Genomic DNA, 24,233 nt, shown 5'->3' on the forward strand with positions numbered 1-24,233 from the left:
TAAGGATATTCAAGAAAGAATTTATTGTTTTTCTTTAAATTAATGAAACTTTATCCTGTTTTATAGTCTTATTAATATATTTATCAAATAAAGATTGTGCTATTATTATAGACGCTTTATCTCAGGAGGATAGAAAACCATGAATCGCATTGCTGACGTTATCCGTGATGATATTAAAGTAATGACAGCCTATCAGGTTGCCGATTTGCCGGAAGGTTTTATTAAGTTGGACGCCATGGAGTGTCCGCATCATCCTTTCGCCGGATATGAATCTTTGTTGTCAGAATGGGCGGATATAGTAAAAGAAGCCCCGATTCATTTGTATCCTCATACAGCCAAGAGCGGGATTTATGAAGAATTAAGGAAAGTCTTCAGTATTCCCGGTAAGGCGGAAATCGCATTGGGCAACGGCTCCGACGAGCTTATCCAGTTTTTGACCATGCTGGTTGCCAAACCCAATGCGTGTGTATTGGGTATTGAGCCAAGTTTTGTTATGTATCGTCATAATGCCGCGCTTTATGGCATGGAATATGTCGGCGTTCCCTTAAATCCGGACTTCACTTTAAATCTTCCTGCCGTTTTGTCCGCGATTGAGCAACATCAGCCGTCATTAATTTTTATTGCTTATCCCAATAACCCTACCGGCGTGTGCTTTAAACGAGAAGAAGTAGAGGCGGTTGTTCGTGCGGCAACCGGCATTGTGGTTGTTGATGAGGCATATGGCGCATTTCATCATGACAGTTTCCTTCCGTGGGCGGGAGAAGTTGAAAATCTGGTTGTAATGCGTACCATCAGCAAAATCGGCTTTGCCGGATTGCGGATGGGGTATGCGGCGGCAAGCCCGGGCATTATTGGAGAGCTGGTTAAAATCCTGCCTCCTTACAATATGAATCAATTGAGTTTGGCGGCGGCGAAATTCTCATTGAAACATCATCCAATCATTCAACAAAACATAGATACATTAAAAAACGAGCGTTCGCGCATAATGAATGAATTGTTGAAATTAAACCGTTTGGAAGTTTTCCCAAGCGAAGCCAACTTTATTACCGTTCGCGTTCCTGATGCGGACGGGCTGTTTGAAACATTGAAGCAAAACCGCATACTGATTAAAAAACTGCATGGAAGCCATCCGCTTTTGGATCAGTGTGTCCGCATAACCATAGGCTCGGCAGCGCAAAATGATGCCGTCTTGGCCGTTATTAAAAACCTTTACCCCAATCTTTGATTTCAAGGAACTATTATCATGAACAAAGCTCAACTGCATTTGACCAATTTTCTGTTACTGGTTGAAGAAGCCGGCTCATTGACCAAGCTTGCACGCGCATGCGGTTATGAAAACTCTGCCTCTCTGTCTCAGCTCAAACGCCGTTTGGAACAACAAGCAGGCGATGAGTCTGCGCGCGGCATTCGTCCGAGCCTGGCTGCGAAGTTGGAATCCGGCATGCACAAACGCAAAGGCTGGCTGAACCGTGATCACAGCAAAGACCAAGAAAAAGCAGCAGCGGTTGAAGCGGCACGTTTGGAAAAACAAACCGCCGAAGCGGCAGATGCCAGTGTTTCAACCGAGGGCCGTTTTGTTACCGTTACCCGCAATACCAGCGAAACCCAAATCACCGTCAGCCTCAATCTTGACGGTACTGGCAAATACCGCTTGGATACAGGCGTTCCTTTCCTTGAACACATGCTTGCCCAAGTGACGCGTCATGGTTTGATTGATTTGGATATTACCTGCAAAGGCGATTTGCACATTGACGACCATCACACCGTTGAAGACATCGGTATCGTATTGGGTCAAGCCTTGAAACAAGCGCTTGGCAATAAAGCCGGCATTACCCGTTATGGTCATGCCTATGTTCCGCTGGATGAAGCGTTGAGCCGTGTGGTTATCGACCTTTCCGGCCGCCCCGGTTTGGTATACAACATCGACTTTACCCGCGCCCTGATCGGCCGTTTTGACGTCGATTTGTTTGAAGAATTTTTCCACGGCCTTGTGAACCACAGCATGATGACCTTGCACATCGATAACTTGAGCGGCCGTAATGCGCACCATCAAGCCGAGACCGTTTTCAAAGCCTTCGGCCGCGCCCTGCGCATGGCAGTCGAATACGATCCGCGCATGATTGGTCAAACGCCTTCTACCAAAGGCACGCTGAGCGAAGAATCTGTTCAAGAAGAAGCGGAAGCCGCATCAGAAGAATAAGGCAGCGTTTGAATGAATAAAGGCCGTCTGAAACCGATTGGGATTTCAGACGGCCTTTTATTATTCGTTTTGTATAGTGGCAATATTTTGTTTTAAACCATCTTTTGCTACAATCATTCTTATTATTATATTAATCATTAAATGGTTCAGACGGCCTGAGGAGATGCAATGAAAGTAGCGATTGTCGATTATGGAATGGGGAACCTGCATTCAGTGTTGAAATCCGTTCAGGCGGCGCAGGTCTTGTCCAAGCAAAATGCCGAGGTTTATCTGACTTCGCGGCCCGAAGAAGTGATGGCGGCGGATAAGGTTATCTTTCCGGGGCAGGGCGCCATGCCGGACTGTATGTCTGCGCTGAAGGCCAGTGGTTTGGGCGAGGCGGTTTCAGACGGCCTGAAAAACAAGCCGTTTTTTGGAATTTGCGTAGGTGCGCAATTATTGTTTGAACACAGCGAAGAAGGCGATACGGATGGTTTGGGTTGGTTTGAAGGCCAAGTCAAACGGTTTTTGCCCAATCAAACCGATGCGCAAGGAGGCCGTCTGAAAGTGCCGCATATGGGCTGGAATACAGTACATCAAACCCCCCCGCATCCTTTGTTTCAAGACATTGGGCAGAACGAGTATTTCTATTTTGTTCACAGCTATTATTTTGCGCCGAAAAATGAAGAGATTGTTTTAGGCGTCAGCGAATATCCGAATGAATTTGCCTGCATTGTCGGTCAAGACAATGTGTTTGCCACACAGTTTCACACGGAAAAAAGTCATCAGGCAGGATTATTGCTGCTGCGGAATTTTTTAAATTGGCAGATTTGAGGTTTTTAACATAAATCTGCTAAAAATCGCTAATTTGTGTAAAATATACTGAAACTGAATAGAGGAGAAAAAAATGCTGTTGATACCTGCCATTGATTTGAAAGAAGGACGTTGTGTCCGCTTAAAACAAGGTTTGATGGAGCAGGCGACGGTGTTTTCCGATTCGCCGGCAGAGATGGCTTTGCATTGGCGCAACCAAGGCGCACGCCGTTTGCATTTGGTTGATTTGAACGGCGCATTCGCAGGCGTTCCTCAAAATTTTCCGGCGATTAAAGAAATTTTGGCCGCCGTGGCCAAAGATATTCCGGTACAGCTTGGCGGCGGCATCCGTGATTTGGAAACCATTGAAAAGTATTTGGATTTGGGGCTGACTGATGTGATTATCGGCACGGCTGCGGTAAAAAATCCTGAATTTGTGCGCGAAGCATGCAAGGAATTTCCGGGGCAGATTATTGTCGGCTTGGATGCCAAAGACGGTATGGTGGCGATAGACGGTTGGGCAACGGTAACGGAACATCATGTCGTCGATTTGGCCCAACGTTTTGAAGATGACGGCGTCAATAGCATTATTTACACCGATATCGGCCGCGACGGCATGATGAGCGGGGTGAATATCGAAGCTACCGTCAAATTGGCCCAATCCGTGAATATCCCGATTATCGCTTCCGGCGGCTTGACGAATTTGGATGATATCCGCGCATTGTGTGCCGTCGAAAAAGAAGGCGTGAGCGGTGCGATTACCGGCCGTGCAATTTACGAGGGAAGCATTGATTTTGCACAGTCGCAAAAACTGGCCGATTCTTTGGCTTAAATGTGTCGGATTATACAGATAAGACCTTGCAGGCCATTAAAATGCAGCGGCTGACGCGGCACACAAAAATGCACTCAAAGGGATTGCCTGTATGGGTCATGGGTTTATATCTATTTGAAATAATTATAAAAACAGCCCAATCGATATTTTATTAAGGGATTAATATGCTTGAAGCGTTTGTTTTGGGTTTTTGGATTATCTGGTCATCCGACCGAGAAGTGTATCCGCTAAGCGAAAGTTTGTGGTTTACACTGATTGCAGTGATATTGCGGCAGCTGACGGCGTTTGATTTGCCGATTATCGATACCTATTGGATGATTTTCAACGGGATAATATGGGCATTTGCCGGGTTGATTTTCGCCATTGTCGGCCGTATCGACAGCAATTTTATTATTTCCTGCGTGTTGGCGATGATGGCCGGTATCGGTTATTTTCAATTGTTGCAACATTTGCCGGATTGGTTGGGCAAATTTTTGGCCTGACGGTTTCAGACGGCCTGATAACGGATAAGAGGTATTGGGTATGGCATTGGCAAAACGAATTATTCCTTGTCTGGATGTAAAAGACGGCCGTGTGGTAAAAGGCGTCAACTTTTTGGGTTTGCGCGATGCAGGCAATCCGGTTGACGTTGCCAAACGCTACAATGATGAAGGTGCGGATGAGTTGACCTTTTTGGACATCACCGCTTCCAGCGACAACCGCGATACTATTTTGCACGTTATCGAGGCGGTCGCTTCGCAAGTTTTTATTCCATTGACAGTCGGCGGCGGTGTGCGTACGGTTGCCGATATCCGCCGCCTGCTCAATGCCGGTGCCGATAAGGCCAGCATCAATACGGCAGCCGTAACCAATCCTGATTTGGTCAACGAAGCGGCCGGTTTTTTTGGTTCTCAGGCGATTGTCGTTGCTGTCGATGCCAAAGCGGTCAACCCTGAAAACACCCGTTGGGAAATCTTTACCCACGGCGGACGTAATCCGACCGGTTTGGACGCGGTGGAATGGGCTGTCGAAATGCAGCGGCGCGGCGCGGGCGAGATTTTGCTGACCAGCATGGACCGGGACGGCACCAAGCAAGGTTTCAACCTGCCTTTGACACGCGCGGTCAGTGAAGCGGTCGATATTCCGGTCATTGCTTCCGGAGGCGTCGGTTCGGTTCAACACTTGGTGGACGGCATTAAAGAAGGGAAGGCCGATGCGGTATTGGCCGCCAGTATTTTCCACTTTGGCGAAGCGAGTATCTGCGAAGCAAAACTGGCCATGCGCGAAGCAGGAATCGAAGTGCGTTTGTGATTGCTATCCAAAGGCCGTCTGAAAAATATGGGAGAAAACGCGAATGTCGAACATAAACGAAACGCTGCTAAATGCCGTAAAATTTGATGAAAAAGGTTTGGTTTGCGCGATTGCCCAAGATTGGCAGACACACCGTGTGCTGATGGTCGCCTGGATGAACGCAGAAGCCCTGCAAAAAACCGTAGAAACCGGTTTTGCCCACTATTACAGCCGTTCCCGCCAAAAACAATGGATGAAGGGCGAAGAGTCCGGGCATACGCAAAAAGTACACGAATTGCGCCTGGATTGCGATGGCGACGCTGTGGTTATGTTGATTGAACAAAACGGCGGCATTGCCTGTCATACCGGGCGTGAAAGCTGCTTTTACAAAGTTTGGCAAGAGGGTGCATGGCAGACAGTGGATGCCGTGTTGAAAGACGAAGAAGCAATTTACGGACATAAACATCCTTAAGGCCGTCTGAAAGAAATAAGAGAAACCGACCATGACCGATACCATCCTTACCCAAATCCAAAACGTCATCGATTCGCGCAAAGGCGGCGATCCCGATGCTTCTTACGTTACCCAACTGTTGCACAAAGGCGAAGACAAGATTCTGAAAAAAGTTATCGAGGAAGCGGGTGAAACCTTGATGGCCTCTAAAGATGGCGGCGGCGAACATTTGGTTTACGAAGTGGCGGATTTGTGGTTTCACACCATGGTTTTATTGGCGCATCATGGATTGCGCGCCGAAGATGTGGTCAACGAGCTTGCGCGCCGTCAAGGTTTGTCGGGATTGGTGGAAAAAGCTTCTCGCAAAGAATCTTGAATTTATATTACAATCCCGTATTTGACCTGTTTCAGAATCCGTCTCTTGGGGCAAAAACGATTTCACTTTGTTTGGCGAAACCCGTTGCACCCGTTTTCAGACGGCCATTGGAGCCATTATGGATAATTGTATTTTCTGCAAAATCGCCGCCAAAGATATTCCGGCACAAACCGTTTACGAAGACGATGAGATGCTTTGTTTCAAAGACATTCGCCCTGCCGCGCCGGTACATCTGCTGCTGATTCCGAAAGTACACTTCGATTCACTGGCACACGCCACTGCCGAACATCAAACCCTGTTGGGTAAAATGATGTTGAAAGTCCCTCAAATCGCCCATGAGGCAGGTTTGACCGACGGTTTCAAAACCCTGATCAACACAGGCAAAGGCGGCGGACAGGAAGTCTTCCACCTGCATATCCATATCATGGGTACGCCCGCATAATTATTATCTCTTTTTAAATTAAACAAATTCAAGGATTTATCATGGGTAGCTTCTCTCTTTGGCACTGGATTATCGTACTGATTATTGTCGTTTTGGTATTCGGTACCAAAAAATTGCGCAACGTCGGCAAAGACCTCGGCGGCGCAGTGCATGACTTCAAACAAGGCCTGAACGAAGGTACAGACGGCAAAGATGCCAAAAAAGACGAAGTTATCGAACACAAAAAAGACGAAGACAAAGCATAATCCATGTTTGATTTCGGTTTGGGTGAATTGCTGCTGGTCGGCGTTGTCGCCCTGATAGTGTTAGGCCCCGAACGTCTGCCGCAAGCCGCGCGCACGGCCGGGCGTTTGGTCGGCAAATTGCAAGGCTTCGTCAACAACGTCAAGCAGGAGCTCAATACTCAGGCTGAGTTGGATGAATTGCGCAAAGTCAAGCAGGAATTTGAAGCCGCCGCTTCGGAGTTTCGCGACGGTATCAAAGACTTGGGCGATGATGCACAAAAAAATCTGAATGATATTTCAGACGGCCTCAAGCCTTGGGAGCGCCTGCCCGAACAAAAAACGCCAGCCGATTTTGGCGTGGACGAGTTCGGTAATCCTCTGCCTGATTTGGCTTCAAGCAGCACTGAAAATGAAAGTGCGTCCCAAGTTCCTGAAGAGGGTGGGGCAGTGCAAACTCAAGAGCCTGCCGGGGCTGAAAATGCCGAGTCCGAGCAAGACCGCGCTTGGCGTGAGTATTTGACCGCATCGGTTTCCCCCGCTCCGGCGGTTGAAGTCAGCTATGTCGAAGCTCCTGCCGCCGATGTTCCTCCGCTGCATACGACATCTCTGCGTAAGCAGGCGATGAGCCGCAAGCGCGATATGCGCCCGAAATTCCACGCCAAACCCAAACTGCGCGTCCGTAAGTAAAAAGTGAGTCAACCGGTGTCCGAACCTCAAAACGAACAACCCGTCCAACCGCTTATTGAGCATCTTCTCGAGCTGCGCCGCCGCATGATGTGGATCGTCATCGGCATCGTCGTCTGCTTCTTGGGCATGATGCCGTTTGCCCAGCAGCTCTATACTTTTGTTGCCGAACCATTGATGGCCAATCTGCCTAAAGATACCAGCATGATTGCGACCGATGTGATCGCGCCGTTTTTTGTGCCGGTCAAGGTTACCTTGATGGCGGCGTTTCTGCTGTCCTTGCCGCACACGCTGTATCAAGTCTGGGCGTTTGTCGCCCCGGCCTTATACCAAAACGAAAAGCGTTTGATTACGCCGCTGGTGTTGTCCAGCGTAACGCTTTTCTTCGTCGGTATGGCGTTTGCCTATTTTCTGGTGTTTCCCGTTATTTTCAAATTCTTGGCCGGTGTAACCCCTGTCGGCGTCAATATGGCGACCGATATCGACAAATACCTGTCCTTTATTTTGGGCATGTTTGTCGCATTCGGTACGACGTTTGAAGTTCCCGTCGTTGTGGTATTGCTTGCAAAAATGGGCATTGTTTCGACCGCTCAGCTTAAGAACGCCCGTCCGTATGTTATCGTGGGAGCGTTTATCGTGGCCGCAATCATCACGCCGCCTGATGTAATTTCTCAAACCCTGCTTGCCGTTCCGTTGATTCTGCTCTACGAAGCCGGCATTTGGTTCAGCCGTTTTGCCAAGGCCAAAACGCAGCAGGAAGATGAGGATACACCGCAGCCGCCGGCGGAAATTTGAGAATAAAGGCCGTCTGAAGGATTTTTCAGACGGCCTTTGTGTTTATGATAGTTTTAAATTTTAAGGAACAACATGATGAATGTTCAGGATATCGTACAAAAACGTTACAGCACCAAATCTTTTGATGCCTCCAAAAAAATTTCAGCCGAAGATTTTGCCCAAATCGAAGCGGCACTGCGCTACGGTCCTTCCAGCGTCAATATCCAACCTTGGCATTTTGTGATTACGGATAATGAAGCAGGGAAAGCACGGGTAGCCAAATCTGCAGAAAATTTTCCGTACAACCTGCCCAAAATTATCAACGCTTCACATGTAATCGTATTTGCGGCGCGGGTGCATGCCGATGATGACTATTTGGCAGGCGTGTTGGAACAGGAAGATAAAGACGGACGTTTTGCTACGGCCGAAAATAAGCAAATGGGTGATAATGCGCGCCGTACTTTCTTGGGTATCCACCGCAATCAAATGCAAGACGAAACCCAATGGTTGTCGAGACAAGTTCATATTAATTTGGGCTTTACCCTGTTTGCCGCCGCGGCCTTGGGGGTGGATGCCGTTCCGTTGGAAGGGGTGGATATGGCTGTTTTGGATCAAGAATTTGGTTTGGCTGAAAAAGGTTATCGTGCTGTTGCCGTTGTCGCATTGGGCTATCGCGCCGAAGATGATTTTAATGCCAAATTGCCGAAATCACGTTTGGAAAACGAGGTAATTTTTACCCAGGTATAACCGAGGGGCTTGGTCTCAGATCTTTGAAAAAGCCATCTGTTTCTATCTTATTGAGAAGCATAATGTCAGGCCGTCTGAAAATAAACTACTTTTCAGACGGCCTTTTTATTGCTCTTGTTTTTCTTTGTCCTCCTTATTTTCAAGCATCTTACAAAAAGGGTTCGGAAAAATAGGTGCTTATATTTTGGCCGGATTCAGCCGTACGATTTCATGGATAAATGTGTTATCGTATTCATATATGTTAAAAAACATTAATAAATTTGTATTTTTCTTACAGAGAAAGGCTTCAAAATGGATGGTTGGACTCAAACGCTGAGTGCCGGTACTTTGCTCGGTATTGCGGCGGCAGCAATTTTGCTGATTTTGATTTTAATTGTGAAACTGCGTGTTCATGCTTTGCTGACGTTGGTATTGGTCAGCCTGCTGACTGCTATCGTAACAGGCCTGCCTATGGGCAGTATCGTTAATGATGTGTTGGTCAAAAACTTTGGCGGCACGCTCGGCAGCGTAGCGTTGCTGGTCGGTTTGGGCGCAATGCTCGGCCGTTTAGTGGAAACTTCCGGCGGTGCCCAGTCTTTGGCGGATGCGCTGATTCGGATTTTTGGTGAAAAACGTGCGCCGTTTGCCTTAGGCGTGGCTTCTTTGATTTTTGGTTTTCCGATTTTCTTTGATGCCGGCTTGGTGGTGATGTTGCCGATTGTGTTTGCAACGGCACGCCGCATGAAGCAAACTGTTTTGCCCTATGCGTTGGCGTCTATTGGCGCATTTTCCGTCATGCACGTCTTCCTGCCGCCACATCCCGGCCCGATTGCTGCTTCTGAGTTTTATGGCGCAAACATCGGTCAACTGCTGATTTTGGGTTTGCCGGTTACCTTGATTACTTGGTATTTTAGCGGCTATTTATTGGGTAAAGTTTTGGGTCGCAGCATTCATGTGCCCGTTCCTGATCTGCTCAGCGGCGGTACGCAAGATAACGACCAACCGAAAGCGCCTGCAAAAGCATCTACAGTCATCGGCATTATGCTGATTCCTATGTTGTTGATTTTCTTGAATACTGGTTTATCTACTTTGATCAGCGAGAAAATGGTCAGTGCGGATGAAGGTTGGGTGCAGTTTGCACGAATGCTCGGTTCGACACCGATTGCTTTGCTGATTTCTGTTTTGGTAGCCCTGTATGTATTGGGCAGCAAACGTGGCGAAAAAGCCAGTGCTTTGGAGAAAACCATTGATGGCGCATTGGGCCCGGTTTGCTCGGTTATTTTGATTACCGGTGCAGGCGGTATGTTCGGCGGCGTATTGCGTGCTTCCGGTATCGGTAAGGCTTTGGCTGACAGCATGGCGGACTTGGGTATTCCTGTTTTACTGGGCTGTTTCTTGGTGGCTTTGGCTTTACGTATTGCGCAAGGTTCTGCGACTGTTGCATTGACTACCGCTGCCGCATTGATGGCACCGGCCGTTGCGGCGGCAGGTTTCAGCGATTGGCAGATTACTTGCGTGGTATTGGCGACGGCGGCGGGTTCCGTCGGTTGCAGCCACTTTAACGACTCAGGCTTCTGGCTTGTCGGCCGTCTGTTGGATATGGATGTGCCGACGACCTTGAAGACATGGACGGTCAACCAAACACTTATCGCACTCATCGGTTTTGCTTTATCGTCAGTGTTGTTTATCTTGGTTTAATCGAAAATGGCCGGCGGATAGTGTTTTTGAGATAACACAATCCGCCTGTTTTCAAATGCCGTTAAAATCCAGATAAACAAGGAGTAGAAAAATGACGACACATTTTGTCATGATGGGCGTGTGCGGTTGCGGTAAAACCACGGCCGCACTCTCATTACAAAAATATCTTGATCAATGTCCCTATGCCGAAGGCGATGATTTCCATACCCAAGCCAACCGCGACAAAATGGGTGCCGGTATTCCGCTGACGGATGAAGACCGCTATCCTTGGCTGGGCAATTTGCGTGACTGGATGACGGAGCAGGCAAAAAACGGGGAGAAATATTCCATCGTTACTTGTTCCGCACTCAAGCATCACTATCGCGATATTCTGCGTGGTGCGGAAGGGAAGGTGGCTTTTATCCATCTGACTCCGCCTCAAGCAATCAATCTCGAACGTATGCTGTCGCGCCAGGGGCATTATATGAAAGCTGGTATGCTGGATTCGCAGCTGGAGATTTTGGAAGAGCTGGGTACGGATGAGTACGGCGTTAAAATCGACAATCCGGGTTCGCCTGAAGCCGTTGAGGCAGATATTGTGAACTGGGTGAAAGCGCAAGGCTTGATTTAGTGATGATTAGAAATGAAAAGGCCGTCTGAAAGATTTCAGACGGCCTTTTTTGATGAAATTTAGAATGTTTTTTGCGAATCAAGCAATAAGGTAACCGGCCCGTCATTACAAAGGGAAACCTGCATATGGGTTTGGAATCTGCCGGTTTCAACAGTCAGTCCATGTTCGCGTAGAAGTTGTGCGGTATATTGATAGAGTTTATCCGCTTGTTCGGCAGGGGCGGCATTGGAGAAGGACGGACGGCGGCCGCTGCGCGCATCGGCGTAAAGGGTAAACTGGGAAACTAGCAATATCGAGCCACCGACATCTTTGAGCGATAAATTTAATTTGCCGTTTTCGTCTTCAAAGATACGCAGGTTGGCGGTTTTATCCGCAATGTATTTGGCGTCTGTTTCTGTATCGGTGTGGGTAACGCCGAGCAATATCATAAATCCGTTGTTGATTTTGCCGCAGGTTTCGCGGGAGTTTTCGGACAAAACGTCAACTTTGGCTTGGGTAACTTTTTGAATAACGGCGCGCATGATGTTTTGTGAATACAAGGAGTTGTAGAAAAAGGGCGTAAAAGACACGCCCTTTGGGTTGGAGTATGGTTTCAGACGGCCTGAAACCATTGAATCAATTTACGGATTAATGCCGTTTTCTTTTAAGATGCGTTCAATCTGATTACTAACTTTTTGTCGTTTAACTGCTTGGGCAATTTGATTGCGTACCAGCTCGAAAGGTTCGGCATTCGGATCATGCTCTACTGCACTGAGTTTAAACAGATAAAAACGGTTTTCCATCTGAATCGGCTCATGCGTTACGTCGCCTCGAGTCATGTCGGCAAAAGCAACGGCCAGTTGGGGAGGAAGCTGTTGCGGAGAAATGAAGCCGTCAAATTCTTGTTCTGGGTTAGGATAGCGCTTCATCAGCTCTTCGAATGACAAGCCTTTGAGCAGCAGTTCTTGCGCGGCGCGTACTTCGTCGGCGGAGGCAAAGCTGACTTGTTGCAGCTTGATAATGCGTGTTTGCTGGTCGTAGAAACGGCGCAACTCGGTATCGTCAACTGCGGTTTGACGTTCTAGATAAGCGGCGTATTGGTTGGCATAGAACTCAGCTTCAACGTTTTTGAACTGATTTTGCACTTCCGCATCTTTGTCCAAACCAGCTTTGAAGGCTTCATTTTTCAAGATTTCCAAAGTCTGCAAGCGTGTAACCACATCTTTGCGAATTGCCTGACCATCGGGTTTGGCAGTCTGGTTAGGATGCTGGTCGGCCTGTCTCAATACTTCGGCAACCATGCTGTCGATACGGGCGGGATCGATATCAGGCGCTTTGGCGGTTGCCAAACCGATCGTTGACAGGGTAATGATGGCCAAAACGGCAGTTTTGGGCTTGATGTTCATGTGAGTTCCTTATTGCCCGCCGCTATAAACGGCGGGCATGTTATATTATTTGTTGACTTTGATGCTGGCTTTTTTCAGCAATGATTGAATGGCCGCATTGACACGGGCTCCCTGTAAATCGCTGCCAATCTCGTTTTTAGAGGCTTCATAAGAAGGCACGGTAACGTTACGGCGATCATTGACATAGAAGACGGCATACAGATTACCGTTTTGTAGCGGCGTTTTAGTGTGCGTGCCTTTTTTCAGGTCTTTGACGGCTGCATAAAGCGGAGGTGCTGATTCTTGTAAATCTTTGAGCGGAACATAAGCTTTAGGGATGCCGCCGGCTTTTTTGGCTGCCTCATCAATTGAATACTGGTTCAATACCGAAGCAAAGCTTTTTTTTGCGTCCAAGTCGGCAATGGCTTTTTGGGCATTGCTGTTGCTGTCGGTTACGATTTCGCCCAGTTGGACTTCTTGGGTGCCTTTATAGAAGTTGCTGAAATCATTGTAAGCGGCTTTGACATCTTTTTCTTGAACAGGAAATTGGCGGATGATGTGTGCTGCGAAAGCTTGGCCTAGCAAGTCATTTTCAAAAGCCGCCCATTCGGTTTTGAATGTAGGCTTTTTATCCGCTCCTTGCTTGGCGGCATCGGCACGTGCTTGCTCCAGTGCCGCTTTGAATTCAGCGCTTTGATCCAACTTTAATTTTTTGGCTTCTTGGGTAACCACAGTACTGATAACTTGACGTTCAGTCAGCATTTGACGCAATTCAGGCGTATCTTGAATGTTAGGATTGCTGGCGCGTACGGAAGCCACTTGGTCGTCAATAACGCTGCTGTCGATAGCCTGGCCGTTGACGGTAACCAAAGTTTGGGCAAACAGGGTGCCGGAAGTCAGGGCGAGCATCAAGGCTGAAGCAAAGTAGGTTTTTTTCATCGTATTTCTCTTCTAAATTAATGATTGGAAATCAAAGTTTGGGCGGTAATCTTAATGGAAGTATTCGTCCGGCGTGGTTGCTTTGATGCTGAGCGCATGAATCAGGCCGTCTGAAAACAAGTCTTGTAAAAGCTGCTTAATCATACGTTGCCGTTGGAGGCGGCCGATATTTTCAAATGCGTTGCTGACCACCAATATCGCATAATGCCCGCCGCCTTTATTGCCGGCATGGCCGGCGTGCAGATGGCTCTCATCTTCAAAATCGAAGAACTCAGGCTCAAGTGCTTGCAGGCGTTCTTCAATCATTTGACGCATATTGCTCATTTGAACACGGCTTTAAAGGGTTTGATCAAGACTTCGGCGTATACGCCGGCATCGACGTAAGGGTCTTGTTCGGCCCATTCTTGTGCGGCGTCTAAAGACTCAAATTGAGCCACAATCAGGCTGCCGGAGACGCGTTCCGGATTATCCGGCAGGGGATTGGGGCCGGCAGTCAGCAGACGGCCTTGCGCTTTCAATTCTTCCAAACGTGCCAAATGCGCGGGGCGTGCCGCCATGCGTGCTTCGTGGACATCTTCGGCATCAGTGGCCAAAAGCATGAAATATTCCATTATTGGTTCTCCTTAGGCTGGAAACGCATCAGATACATGCCCTGTGCGATAGAAAAAATGATTGTGAAACCCAATGTGCCAAACAATTTGTAATTGACCCATTGGTCTGGAAAATACGTAAAGACAAAGAGATTGGCAGCGCCCATAAAAATCAGGAAGCCAATCCATGCATAAGTCAGGCGCGTCCATACAAAATCAGGAAGCTGCATTTCTTTACCCATCACGGCTTTTAGCCCGTTTTTACCGGCAAGATGACTAAACAGCATGACGATCGCGCCGATCCAAAACAGAACGGTCGGTTTCCACATGATGAATCGGTTGTCTTTCAGTAAAATCGTTGCACCGCCAAAAAAGACAATCAAAATCAGGCTGATCCATTGCATGGTGTCCAGCTTGCGGTGTTTCCAAAAGGTCAGCGCAGCTTGGGCAATGCCGACTATAACCGCAACAGCCGTTGCGGCAATCATGTCTTTGGTGATGATGTATGTAATGAAAAATAAGAATACGGCGAATAAGTCGCTCAAAACTTTCATATGTTAATGATGAAACTAATTGAGTAAATGCTAATCATACAGGCAGATGTGTTTTTTTGCACCTTCCCTCATGACTTTAATGCCGCATATATTTATATAAAATATTTGTTTTGGGTCGGAGAAATTTGTAAAAAAGAAACACAAGCATGCAAAAGTAATAGATTTACCAAGGAATTTCAGGCTGAATGGCCTCTATTGCTTGGCAGGAATGGGTTAAAAATATATCATGACGTAATATCTAGTAAATATATGGTTAAATGCGCGCACATTGGTCAGTACCATAATTTCCGAACAGGGGATCAGTTTTGAAAAAACATCACAATATTAAATTAATTACAGCTTCTATCGCTTTAATGACATCGCTCGGTGCTTCAGCAGGTTTGGGCGGCTTGAATGTCCAATCTCATCTGGGCGAACCTTTTACAGGCAGTATTACCGTAACAGGCGAGGAAGCTCAGGCTCTACTTAATGGCGGTAAGGCCACTATTTCAAATGGCAATTTGCGCGCAGCGGTACGCAAATCAGGCGATAAGGCAGTCGTTACGATTCGTTCTTCCAAAGCCATTAAAGATCCTGTTTTGGTTTTCCAAGTAGGTGTCGGCGCGCAATCGCGTGAATACACTGCCATCATTGATCCGGCCGGATACGACGCTAAAGATGCGGCATCCGTTCGCCCCCATCAAGCTGCCGAATCCCAATCCTTCGAGCCGACGCGCAATGCCCAACAGCCTGTAACAAAAAACAATAAAGCAGCAGGCAATCAGGCAGCTCAAGCGCGTAAAGATGCGCAACGTAAGGCTGAGAAAAAACAAGTTCAGACGGCCTCTGCTAAAAACGATACGGCCGTACGTTCAGGCAGGCAGCATTTGGTACGTACGGGTGAAACCCTGATTGCCATTGCGTCCAGCATCCGTCCGCAAGGTATGACCTTGGATCAAACCATTCAAGCGTTGGTTAATGCCAATCCGAATGTGTTTATTGATAACAATGCCAACCGTATGTTGGCAGGTAAAGTGCTGAATATCCCGAGCCGTAGCGAGTTGCAACGCTTGGCTGCTTCTTCGCCTGTTAAAGCCGATACGGCGCCGGAAAAAGGCAATGAAGCCGCCAATGCAACAGAAGTTAAAACAGAAAAACCTGTTACTCAGCCTGAAACTCAGGTTAAAGATGCCGGCGCAAACCCTCCGCAACAGGAAGAAGTGAAACAAGCTTCAGCTGCGCAAACAGAGCAAGTGGCATCTGCGTCTATCAATGAAAATGCAGCATCAGCAGCTCCTGCTTCCGATGTTCAAGATGCTATGGCTTCTGATGCCCAAGATAATGTATTGGCTTCAGAACCTGTTGCTACGACTGATTCTGCTGCAGAGTCGGTAGAGAGTGAATCAGACGGCAATTTGTGGAAATGGCTGTTGGCAGGCGGCGCAGCCCTTATTGCTGCTTGGTTGTTGTTGAGAGTTGCCGGTAAACGTAAAGACGAGCCGAAAGCCGCGTCTGCAAGCCGTAAGGATGAAGAAAAGCCTGTACAGAAAAGTGTTGCTGCTTCAGCCGCCGCTGCGGTTGCCGCAAGCAAAGTAACGCCGTCTGAAAAAACTCAAGAAGGTTTGCTTGTCGAAGATGATTTTGAAGATGATATCGTTATCAATGAAGTAGAAGAATCTTCCAATGTTGACGATGTCAAACTTGACTTGGGCAAGATTGACCATAGTCAGGCAGGTATTCTTTCCAGTGCAGTAACGCATGATGCAGAAACAGAGCAACGCCGCCATGCTGATTGGGACAATATCGAGTCGACAGAAAGCGTGTACGAGCCTGAGCCGGAAAATCCGTATCAGCCGGTATCTGTTGTTATGCCTGAGCGAAATGAAGAGCCGCTAGAGTTTACAGTAGAAACGCCTGAAAATTCAGATGACCATGTGCTGCCATTTGATGTGAAACAAGATCAGGACGTGCAAATTCAAGAAACCAAAGAAGAAGCAGAGAAAGAAGAAGCTGCTTCCGAGTTTGTGATTGAAGAAGGTGCATTGGAATGGGAGGCTGAAGATGTTTCAGTGGCAGCCGATAAAAGCAATAGCGAAAGGGGCTTTGTTTCAGAATCAGTCGGTATGACTGCTCCGCTCGAGGCTAAATATGATTTGGCCAAGATGTATATCGAGATCGGTGATCCTGAGGCAGCCCGAGAAACATTGCAAGGGCTGATCGAAGAAGCTGAAGGCGATATTCTATATAAAGCCCAAAAACTGATGAAAGAACTTGGCGCATAAGTGTCAGTCAAATGAAGATGCCGTTTCAGACGGCATCTTTTTTATGGTAAATTAAAAAATGAGATTTGGGCCGAATCCATTTTTAGATATGACAGTATTGCATGGCAGTTCTATGGTGGACGAAGATAAGGGCTGTCTGAAATACATGATGAAAGGCGTGCGATGATCACGCCTTTTAATATTTGTTACTCGAGTGTGGGCAGCAATATCAATTTATAAGAAGTATCAAAAATGACCGAACAAACGAATACAACAGGACGTTCCGTTCAGCGTTGGGCTTTAACCCTCTCTTATGACGGAAGCCGTTTTTATGGTTGGCAAAAACAGGCAGGAGATTTGCCGACTGTTCAGACGGCCTTAGAGCAGGCATTAACTTCAATAGCAGGAGAGCGGATTAATACGATTGTTGCGGGAAGGACGGATACGGGCGTGCATGCGACAGCTCAGGTTGTACACTTTGATACATCTGTAAGCCGTCCGGAGCAAGCGTGGGTGCGTGGAGTCAATGCGCATTTGCCTGACGGTGTGGCTGTATTGTTTGCGCAAAAAGTTGCACCGCATTTCAATGCCCGATTTGATGCTTATGGTCGGCATTACCGTTATTTGCTGGAGTCATCTCCGGTTCGCTCTCCGTTGTTGGTCGGCAGGGTGGGGTGGACGCATTTGAAATTAGATTTAAATTTAATGAGGCAGGCTGCTGCTTTATTGGAGGGTGAACATGACTTCTCCAGTTTTCGTGCGGCTGAGTGCCAGGCAAAATCGCCTATAAAAACGCTATATAGGGCAAGTATTAGTGGGACTCCTCATTATTTGTGCCTTGATTTGCATGGAAATGCATTCTTGCATCATATGGTGCGCAATATCATGGGTGCATTGGTATATGTGGGAAGTGGCAGGATCAGTGTGGATGAATTTCAGTCAATCTTTCATGCAAGAAGCAGATTGAAAGCGCCTCCGACTTTTATGTCTGACGGCCTGTATTTGACAGGTGTTGATTATCCTGATGAGTTTGGGGTGGTAAAACTGCCTCTGCCTGAGTGGATGAATGTTTCGGGTAACGTTTTTCAGACGGCCTAATTGACGGATTGTTGGTATAAAAGCAACAAAATAGCGTGATTGATGTGTAAATTAATAAAGTGTTGTAAAAATGCACAACTGGTTTTAAAAGAAATTTATCATTGATTTTAAATAATAAATTTCCTTTTTTTAGGCTGTGTTTGCCTTTACTGGGTTTCAAGGGTGGTGGGGGTGGATTGAATAAAGTTTGTTTTTTTAGAGAGGAGCAATTATAGTAACAGTCATGGAATCGCTGATTCCAGCGATAATGTAAGCCTAAGCGGATTGTCCGGTCTGCTTAAGTTATTTCTTCACAATAGAAAAGGAATACAGCAATGAAAAAATCTCTGATTGCTCTGACTTTGGCAGCTCTGCCTGTTGCAGCTATGGCTGATGTGACTCTGTACGGTCAAGTTAAAGCCGGCGTTGAAATTTCTAAAGTAAAAGTGGGTAAAGCTACTTCTAAAACTGCTACTGAGATTGCTGACTACGGTTCTCGCATCGGTTTCAAAGGCCACGAACACTTGGGTAGCAACCTGAACGCTATCTGGCAAGTTGAACAAAACACTTCTATCGCCGGTGGTGACTCTGGTTTTGCTAACCGTGAATCTTTCATCGGTTTGGAAGGTGGCTTCGGTAAAGTTCGTGCCGGTAACCTGAACACTGCTCTGAAAGACAGCAGCGACAGCTTCGACCCTTGGGAATCTGGTGCCGCTAACGCAGACGCTCTGCAACTGGGTAAAATCAAACGTGTAGATACTCGTAAAGTGTCTGTACGTTACGACTCTCCTGTATTTGGTGGTTTCAGTACAAGCGTACAATACCAACCTCGCGACAATGCTAATCCTGGCGACAAATACACTCACACTGTGAAAAGCCGTGAATCTTACGATTTGGGTCTGAACTACGAAAACTCTGGCTTCTTCGGTCGCTATGCTGGTTCTTACGCTAAACGTGCTGACCTGGATGCTGGCTACTTGGATGCATTCAACGGCAACACTACTTTGGCTGCTGGTACTTACAAAGATCACCAAGCACACCGTCTGACTGCTGGTTACGATGCTAACAACCTGATGGTTGCTGTTGTAGGTCAATACGAAGGCTTCAAAGCTGATACTGCTCATGCTAAGAAAAACGAACGTGTTGAAGTTGGTGCAACTGCTGCTTACCGCTTCGGCAATGTAACTCCTCGTGTTTCTTACGCTCACGGCTTCAAAGCTAAAGAAGATGGCGTAAAACAAAAAAACAGCGCGTACAACCAAGTTATCGTTGGTGCTGACTACGACTTCTCTAAACGTACGTCTGCCCTGTTGTCAGCCGGTTGGTTGAAAGAAGGCAAAGGCGACTACAAATACGAGAAAACTGCTGGTACTGTTGGCCTGCGTCATAAATTCTAATCTGACTTAAGATTAGTCTGAAAAAAGAGCCTGTGTTATACAGGCTCTTTTTGTTTGTACGGAAAGTATATTTTGTGTTGAAAGAATGGGGAGCTAAAGTTTTTAGATTATTTTCAGACGGCCTATTGAAATTAAGATTGAATCTTTGTATTCTACTTTAATATATGCTGAATAGAATTTTAGGAATTGTTTTGAATATTATTATAAATAAATTAATAATATAAGAAGATTTGTTGAAGCGGGTTGATTTTCCAGTGTTTCATGTCTGCTAAAGATAGGATTGTTCAATATAGTTCTAAAGTATTATTAGCATATAGAATTTGGTTTTAAGATTTGTAAACTTGATTTTAATCAAATTATTGCCGATGGATGATTCATATAATATCAGTGTTTAGAGTATCGATATATCGGGAATAGCCATGTCCTGCCTTGAAGTAAAGTGTTTAAGTGGCATTTGGAAACGAATCCTTATGCTGTTTGCTGTATTTTTCATGATGATGGTAAGCCTGCCTGCTTATGCGGAACGCTTACCTGATTTCTTGGCAAAAGTTCAGCCGTCTGAAATTTTCCCAGGTGCTAACCGCTACGGTAAGCCAGAAGGTAAGCCCTTGGTTGCTCGCGTATACAAAGGCGAAGAGCAGCTTGGCTTGGTTTATATTACGACTGACGTAGTCAATACGCGCGGTTATTCGAGTAAACCGATCGATACGATGGTTGCCTTGGCCAATGATGGCACTATTGCCGGCGCAAAATTGGTTGAGCACCATGAGCCGATTATGCTGATCGGTATCCCGCAATCCCGTGTCGATAAATTCATTGACAAATATATCGGCTTAAATTTTATTAAAAACCCGCCTCAACCAGGTGTTGCACCGGGGGATATTATTAGTGGTGCGACTGTAACCCTGATGGTCATCAATGACAGTATTCAGCGCTCTGTTAAAGCAGTAATCCATCAATATCATTTGGGTACAGATAAAGCAGTTCAAGCCGGTACGGCCGCTGCTTCCGGCGAACAGTCTGCCGAACCTGCCGTTCAAACTCGTCCGCGTCGTGTTGCCAATCAAGACAAACAAGATATCCTGTCATGGAATGCGCTTTTGGAACAAAAAGCCGTCGGTCATCTGCATATTTCTATCGACGAAATCAATAAACTGTTTGAGAAAAGCGGTAAAGCAGGTGTGGCAGATCATGCGGAGCAGGGCGATGGTAACGATACATTTATTGATCTGTATGTTGCCTTGGTCAGCCAACCTTCCATCGGTAAAAGCCTTTTAGGTGAAGCTGGTTGGAATAACCTGCAAAAACGTTTGAAACCTGGCCAAGAAGCCGTGATGGTGGCCGGCGAGGGTCGCTATTCTTGGAAAGGTTCAGGTTATGTCCGCGGCGGTATCTTTGACCGTATTGAAATGATTCAAGGCGATACCAGCTTCCGCTTTACTGATGCGCAACATGAACGTGTAGTTGCTTTATCCGCCGAAGGTGCGCCCGCGTTTAAAGAAGTTTCTTGGTTCACTATCCCCGAAGGTGTGGAATTTGATGGTGCTGAGCCATGGCGTTTGCAATTGATGATTCAACGTGTATTGAGCGTAAATGATAAGGCATTTGTAACTGCCGATTTGGATTATGAATTGCCAAAAGGCTACTACGTTGACGATCCTAAAGCACCGCCGGTTGAAATCAGCGCACCGGTTGAGCCGGTGGCTGCGGCAGCCTCTGCTCCGGAAGAAAGTACAGGTATTGCAGAAGATGCAACAGCTGAGGAAGGCGTATCCAACCAACTTTGGAAACAGGTTTGGAAAGCCAAACAAGGTCAAATCGTGGTTGTCGGTATTGCTTTGACAATTCTTCTGTTGGTATTCCTGTTCCAAGACTGGATTGTCCGTTACGAAAAATGGTATGACCGGTTCCGTCTCTGTTTCCTGACCTTTACGCTGTTTTATATCGGCTGGTATGCTCAGGCACAATTATCGGTAGTGAATACTTTGACGTTGTTCTCAGCCATTTTGACTGAATTCCACTGGGAATTCTTCCTGATGGATCCGCTGGTATTCATTCTGTGGCTCTTTACGGCGGCAACCATGCTGTTGTGGAACCGCGGTACATTCTGTGGTTGGTTGTGTCCTTTCGGTGCATTGCAAGAGTTAGCCAACCGTATCGCTAAAAAATTGGGTCTGAAACAAATTACCGTGCCACACTTGTTGCATACCCGTCTGAGTGCGATTAAATATGTAATTTTCTTCGCTTTGTTGGCAATTTCCCTGTACGATTTGGGTACGGCTGAAAAATTTGCTGAAATTGAGCCTTTCAAAACTGCAATTATTTTGAAATTCATGCGTGAATGGTGGTTTGTTCTGTTTGCTGCCGCGTTGCTGATTGCAGGCTTGTTTATCGAACGTTTCTTCTGCCGTTATCTGTGTCCTTTGGGTGCAGGTATCGCATTGCCGGGCCGCTTCCGTGTGTTTGATTGGCTGCGCCGTTATAAAATGTGCGGTAATCCATGCCAGATTTGTACACACGAATGTCCAGTACAGGCAATCGCACCAGAAGGCGACATTCATCCGAACGAATGTATCCAATGTCTGCATTGTCAGGTAATGTATCATCACGATACGCGTTGTCCTCAAGTAGTGGCAACGAATAAGAAAAAACAAAAACAAGCGGCGGCAAAAGCTGAACAGCATGATGCGGCAGCAACGCAAAATGCCCAAGAACAAGTCGTCCAGTTTGTTAAAAAAGAATCGGCAATCAGTGTCGACAAGTAGTAATTTATCAATAAAAAAAGAGGGCTGTATCGGCAGCCCGACTTAGAAAGTTTTTCATCGGCAGGCCGTCTGAAAAATCGGCCGCCGGATTTTATCCAAGGAGTGTCGTATGTCAGACGAAAAATTAGAACAAAACGGCTTAAGCCGTCGTTCATTCTTAGGTACTGCCGCTGCTTCCGGTGCAGGTATTGCCGGTGCCGGTTTGTTGGGCTTGGCCGGTTGCTCTAACGGCGAGGGTGATAAAGCTGCTGCTTCCGGTGCTGCACCTGCCGAAAAAGCCGCTGCTCATTCTGCCGAGCCGGGCAAACAAACTTCCGAAGTCGGTCCGGGCGAACTTGACCAATACTACGGTTTCTTGTCAGGCGGTCAATCAGGCGAAATGCGCTTGATCGGCGTACCTTCTATGCGTGAGTTGATGCGTATCCCTGTATTCAATATGGACAGCGCTACCGGTTGGGGTCGTACCAATGAGAGCCTGCGTATTTTGAATGAAAAAATTACGCCGGAAACCCGTAAATTCCTGCAAGACAGCGGTCTGCGCTGCTACCCTAACGGCGACTTGCACCACCCGCACTTGTCTTTTACCGATCAAACTTATGACGGCCGCTATGCATATGCCAACGATAAAGCAAACAACCGTGTTTGCCGTATCCGCTTGGATGTGATGAAAACCGATAAAATCGTTGAAATTCCAAACGTTTCAGGTGTTCACGGTCTGCGTCCTCAACGCTATCCGAAAACCGGCTACGTCTTTGCCAACGGCGAGCATATCGTTCCTGTTGACGGCGTAGGCAAATGGGATGATCCTAAAACTTGGAATGCCGTTTATACTGCCGTTGACGGCGAAACCATGGACATCGCATGGCAAGTATTGGTAGACGGTAACTTGGATAATGGCGATGCCGACTACCAAGGTAAATACTCTTTCTCTACCTGCTATAACTCTGAGCGTGCTCTGACTGTACAAGGTGCATCTTCTAACGAACAAGACTGGTGTGTGGTATTTAACCTGGCCGCCATCGAAGAAGGCATCAAAAAAGGCGATTTCAAAGAAGTTAACGGCGTGAAAATGTTGGACGGTCGTGCGGAAGCCAACTCTCCATACACTCGTTATATCCCGGTTCCTAACTCTCCTCACGGCTGTAATGCAAGCCCTGACGGTAAATACATCATGCTCAACGGTAAACTGTCTCCAACCGTTACCGTATTGGATGTCAGCAAACTGGATGACTTGTTTGCAGGTAAAATCAAAGAGCGCGATGTTGTCGTAGCCGAGCCTCAACTGGGTCTTGGCCCATTACACACTGCATTTGACGGTCGCGGCAATGCCTATACTACATTGTTTATCGACAGCCAAATGGTGAAATGGAACATCGATGACGCGATTAAAGCCTATAAAGGCGAGAAAATCGATCCGATTAAACAAAAACTCGACGTTCACTATCAACCTGGCCACAACCACACTACCATGGGCGAAACCAAAGAAGCCGACGGTAAATGGTTGGTATCTTTGAACAAGTTCTCTAAAGACCGCTTCTTGAATGCCGGTCCTTTGAAACCTGAGTGTGACCAATTGATCGACATCTCCGGCGACGAAATGCGTCTGGTGCATGACAATCCGACTTTTGCCGAACCACACGACTTGTGCTTAGTTGCCGCGTCTAAAGTGAACCCAAGCAAAACTTGGGACCGCAAAGACCCATGGTTCTGGCAAGAAGCTTTGGAACAAGCTCAAAAAGACGGTGTTGAGCTGGAAAAAGCTGCCAAAGTCGTACGCGAAGGCAACAAAGTACGCGTGTACATGACTGCCGTTGCGCCTGCTTACAGCGTTCCTCAATTTGAAGTGAACCAAGGCGACGAAGTTACTGTATATGTAACCAACGTTGAGACCATTGAAGACTTGACTCACGGCTTTACTTTGGAAGGTTATGGCATTGCTATGGAGATTGGCCCGCAAGCTACATCTTCTGTAACCTTCAAAGCTGTCCGTCCAGGCGTACACTGGTACTACTGCCAATGGTTCTGCCACGCATTGCACATGGAAATGTCTGGCCAAATGATTGTTAAACCAAAATAATTTCGGTTTGATGATTTAATTCTTCAGGCCGTCTGAAAAAATATTCTTTCAGACGGCCTTTATAGCAAAGTTGTTTGTCGGCCGATATGGCCACAAAATGAAAGCCATCATCAGACAGCTTTGCTATAACACCAAAATACCTGTTTCCGCAT

At 46.9% G+C, this 24,233-nt stretch carries 26 protein-coding genes; 20 read left to right on the top strand and 6 right to left on the bottom strand.

The genetic code is table 11. The features are described from left to right. Positions 1–139 precede the first annotated feature (139 nt). From hisC to ACTHUF_RS09290, 15 genes are all read left to right on the top strand, one after another. A complete protein-coding gene (gene hisC / locus ACTHUF_RS09220; RefSeq protein WP_440407516.1) occupies positions 140–1,225 on the top strand; it encodes a histidinol-phosphate transaminase in 1,086 nt (361 codons plus the stop codon). An 18-nt stretch (positions 1,226–1,243) separates the two neighbouring features. Further along, positions 1,244–2,200, top strand: a complete 957-nt coding sequence (gene hisB / locus ACTHUF_RS09225; RefSeq protein WP_440407517.1) for an imidazoleglycerol-phosphate dehydratase HisB — start codon at positions 1,244–1,246, stop codon at positions 2,198–2,200. Between the two features lie 168 nt (positions 2,201–2,368). Continuing rightward, positions 2,369–3,013, top strand: coding sequence for an imidazole glycerol phosphate synthase subunit HisH (hisH, locus tag ACTHUF_RS09230; RefSeq protein WP_440407518.1), 645 nt, complete (start codon positions 2,369–2,371; stop codon positions 3,011–3,013). A 73-nt stretch (positions 3,014–3,086) separates the two neighbouring features. Beyond that, positions 3,087–3,824, top strand: a complete 738-nt coding sequence (gene hisA / locus ACTHUF_RS09235) for a 1-(5-phosphoribosyl)-5-[(5-phosphoribosylamino)methylideneamino]imidazole-4-carboxamide isomerase (RefSeq protein WP_315093030.1) — start codon at positions 3,087–3,089, stop codon at positions 3,822–3,824. 164 nt (positions 3,825–3,988) lie between these two features. Beyond that, entirely contained in the window at positions 3,989–4,306 is a 318-nt protein-coding gene (locus ACTHUF_RS09240) for a hypothetical protein (RefSeq protein ID WP_036493171.1), read from the top strand. Between the two features lie 40 nt (positions 4,307–4,346). Continuing rightward, positions 4,347–5,114: an imidazole glycerol phosphate synthase subunit HisF gene (hisF, locus tag ACTHUF_RS09245; protein WP_315093032.1), complete on the top strand. Its 768-nt coding sequence runs from the start codon at positions 4,347–4,349 to the stop codon at positions 5,112–5,114. A 43-nt stretch (positions 5,115–5,157) separates the two neighbouring features. Beyond that, positions 5,158–5,565 carry a phosphoribosyl-AMP cyclohydrolase gene (gene hisI, locus ACTHUF_RS09250; protein WP_003748650.1) on the top strand — a complete coding sequence of 136 codons (408 nt, stop codon included), beginning with the start codon at positions 5,158–5,160 and terminating at the stop codon, positions 5,563–5,565. Between the two features lie 31 nt (positions 5,566–5,596). Beyond that, positions 5,597–5,920 carry a phosphoribosyl-ATP diphosphatase gene (locus tag ACTHUF_RS09255; RefSeq protein WP_315093034.1) on the top strand — a complete coding sequence of 108 codons (324 nt, stop codon included), beginning with the start codon at positions 5,597–5,599 and terminating at the stop codon, positions 5,918–5,920. 118 nt (positions 5,921–6,038) lie between these two features. Next, positions 6,039–6,362 carry a histidine triad nucleotide-binding protein gene (locus ACTHUF_RS09260; RefSeq protein WP_315093036.1) on the top strand — a complete coding sequence of 108 codons (324 nt, stop codon included), beginning with the start codon at positions 6,039–6,041 and terminating at the stop codon, positions 6,360–6,362. 41 nt (positions 6,363–6,403) lie between these two features. Next, entirely contained in the window at positions 6,404–6,607 is a 204-nt protein-coding gene (tatA, locus tag ACTHUF_RS09265) for a Sec-independent protein translocase subunit TatA (RefSeq protein ID WP_003679438.1), read from the top strand. Positions 6,608–6,610: 3 nt separating this feature from the next. Beyond that, positions 6,611–7,273 (top strand): Sec-independent protein translocase protein TatB, encoded by a 663-nt coding sequence (tatB, locus tag ACTHUF_RS09270; protein ID WP_315093039.1) that lies wholly within the window; start codon positions 6,611–6,613, stop codon positions 7,271–7,273. A 15-nt stretch (positions 7,274–7,288) separates the two neighbouring features. Continuing rightward, the gene (tatC, locus tag ACTHUF_RS09275) at positions 7,289–8,065 is read left to right on the top strand and encodes a twin-arginine translocase subunit TatC (protein ID WP_315093041.1); all 777 of its coding nucleotides are present in this window, start codon (positions 7,289–7,291) and stop codon (positions 8,063–8,065) included. A gap of 72 nt (positions 8,066–8,137) precedes the next feature. After that, a complete protein-coding gene (nfsB, locus tag ACTHUF_RS09280; RefSeq protein WP_315093043.1) occupies positions 8,138–8,791 on the top strand; it encodes an oxygen-insensitive NAD(P)H nitroreductase in 654 nt (217 codons plus the stop codon). 291 nt (positions 8,792–9,082) lie between these two features. Next, positions 9,083–10,468 (top strand): GntP family permease, encoded by a 1,386-nt coding sequence (locus ACTHUF_RS09285; protein WP_070814810.1) that lies wholly within the window; start codon positions 9,083–9,085, stop codon positions 10,466–10,468. A 91-nt stretch (positions 10,469–10,559) separates the two neighbouring features. Further along, on the top strand, positions 10,560–11,078 hold the full coding sequence (locus ACTHUF_RS09290; protein WP_311476962.1) for a gluconokinase, GntK/IdnK-type: 519 nt from the start codon (positions 10,560–10,562) through the stop codon (positions 11,076–11,078). A gap of 59 nt (positions 11,079–11,137) precedes the next feature. Here ACTHUF_RS09290 and dtd read toward each other — a convergent pair whose 3' ends face one another. The 6 genes from dtd to ACTHUF_RS09320 form a co-directional block, all read right to left on the bottom strand. Next, on the bottom strand, positions 11,138–11,599 hold the full coding sequence (gene dtd, locus ACTHUF_RS09295; RefSeq protein WP_314060208.1) for a D-aminoacyl-tRNA deacylase: 462 nt from the start codon (positions 11,597–11,599) through the stop codon (positions 11,138–11,140). A 99-nt stretch (positions 11,600–11,698) separates the two neighbouring features. Continuing rightward, entirely contained in the window at positions 11,699–12,463 is a 765-nt protein-coding gene (locus ACTHUF_RS09300; RefSeq protein ID WP_314060205.1) for a peptidylprolyl isomerase, read from the bottom strand. A 45-nt stretch (positions 12,464–12,508) separates the two neighbouring features. Next, on the bottom strand, positions 12,509–13,381 hold the full coding sequence (locus tag ACTHUF_RS09305; protein ID WP_314060202.1) for a peptidylprolyl isomerase: 873 nt from the start codon (positions 13,379–13,381) through the stop codon (positions 12,509–12,511). A gap of 51 nt (positions 13,382–13,432) precedes the next feature. After that, on the bottom strand, positions 13,433–13,705 hold the full coding sequence (locus tag ACTHUF_RS09310) for a BolA family protein (RefSeq protein WP_036493183.1): 273 nt from the start codon (positions 13,703–13,705) through the stop codon (positions 13,433–13,435). Further along, entirely contained in the window at positions 13,702–13,992 is a 291-nt protein-coding gene (locus ACTHUF_RS09315) for a YciI family protein (RefSeq protein ID WP_004519663.1), read from the bottom strand. Before ACTHUF_RS09315 ends, ACTHUF_RS09310 begins: the two co-directional genes overlap by 4 nt. Next, positions 13,992–14,525 carry a septation protein A gene (locus ACTHUF_RS09320; protein ID WP_049348592.1) on the bottom strand — a complete coding sequence of 178 codons (534 nt, stop codon included), beginning with the start codon at positions 14,523–14,525 and terminating at the stop codon, positions 13,992–13,994. The genes ACTHUF_RS09315 and ACTHUF_RS09320 overlap by 1 nt, the downstream gene beginning before the upstream one ends. A gap of 353 nt (positions 14,526–14,878) precedes the next feature. Here ACTHUF_RS09320 and ACTHUF_RS09325 point away from each other — a divergent pair, with 353 nt between their 5' ends. The 5 genes from ACTHUF_RS09325 to nosZ all read left to right on the top strand — a co-directional run bounded on the left by ACTHUF_RS09325 (position 14,879) and on the right by nosZ (position 24,081). Beyond that, positions 14,879–16,786, top strand: coding sequence for a FimV/HubP family polar landmark protein (locus ACTHUF_RS09325; protein ID WP_440407534.1), 1,908 nt, complete (start codon positions 14,879–14,881; stop codon positions 16,784–16,786). A gap of 231 nt (positions 16,787–17,017) precedes the next feature. Beyond that, entirely contained in the window at positions 17,018–17,863 is an 846-nt protein-coding gene (gene truA / locus ACTHUF_RS09330; protein ID WP_070836892.1) for a tRNA pseudouridine(38-40) synthase TruA, read from the top strand. Positions 17,864–18,177: 314 nt separating this feature from the next. Next, positions 18,178–19,239, top strand: a complete 1,062-nt coding sequence (gene porB, locus ACTHUF_RS09335; RefSeq protein ID WP_049348587.1) for a trimeric porin PorB — start codon at positions 18,178–18,180, stop codon at positions 19,237–19,239. A gap of 470 nt (positions 19,240–19,709) precedes the next feature. Further along, a complete protein-coding gene (locus ACTHUF_RS09340) occupies positions 19,710–22,004 on the top strand; it encodes a 4Fe-4S binding protein (RefSeq protein WP_440407519.1) in 2,295 nt (764 codons plus the stop codon). Between the two features lie 109 nt (positions 22,005–22,113). Continuing rightward, positions 22,114–24,081 (top strand): TAT-dependent nitrous-oxide reductase, encoded by a 1,968-nt coding sequence (gene nosZ, locus ACTHUF_RS09345; protein ID WP_036493194.1) that lies wholly within the window; start codon positions 22,114–22,116, stop codon positions 24,079–24,081. The last annotated feature ends 152 nt before the right edge of the window (positions 24,082–24,233 follow it).

Source organism: Neisseria sp. P0024.S006 (assembly GCF_051956595.1).
Lineage (GTDB): Bacteria > Pseudomonadota > Gammaproteobacteria > Burkholderiales > Neisseriaceae > Neisseria.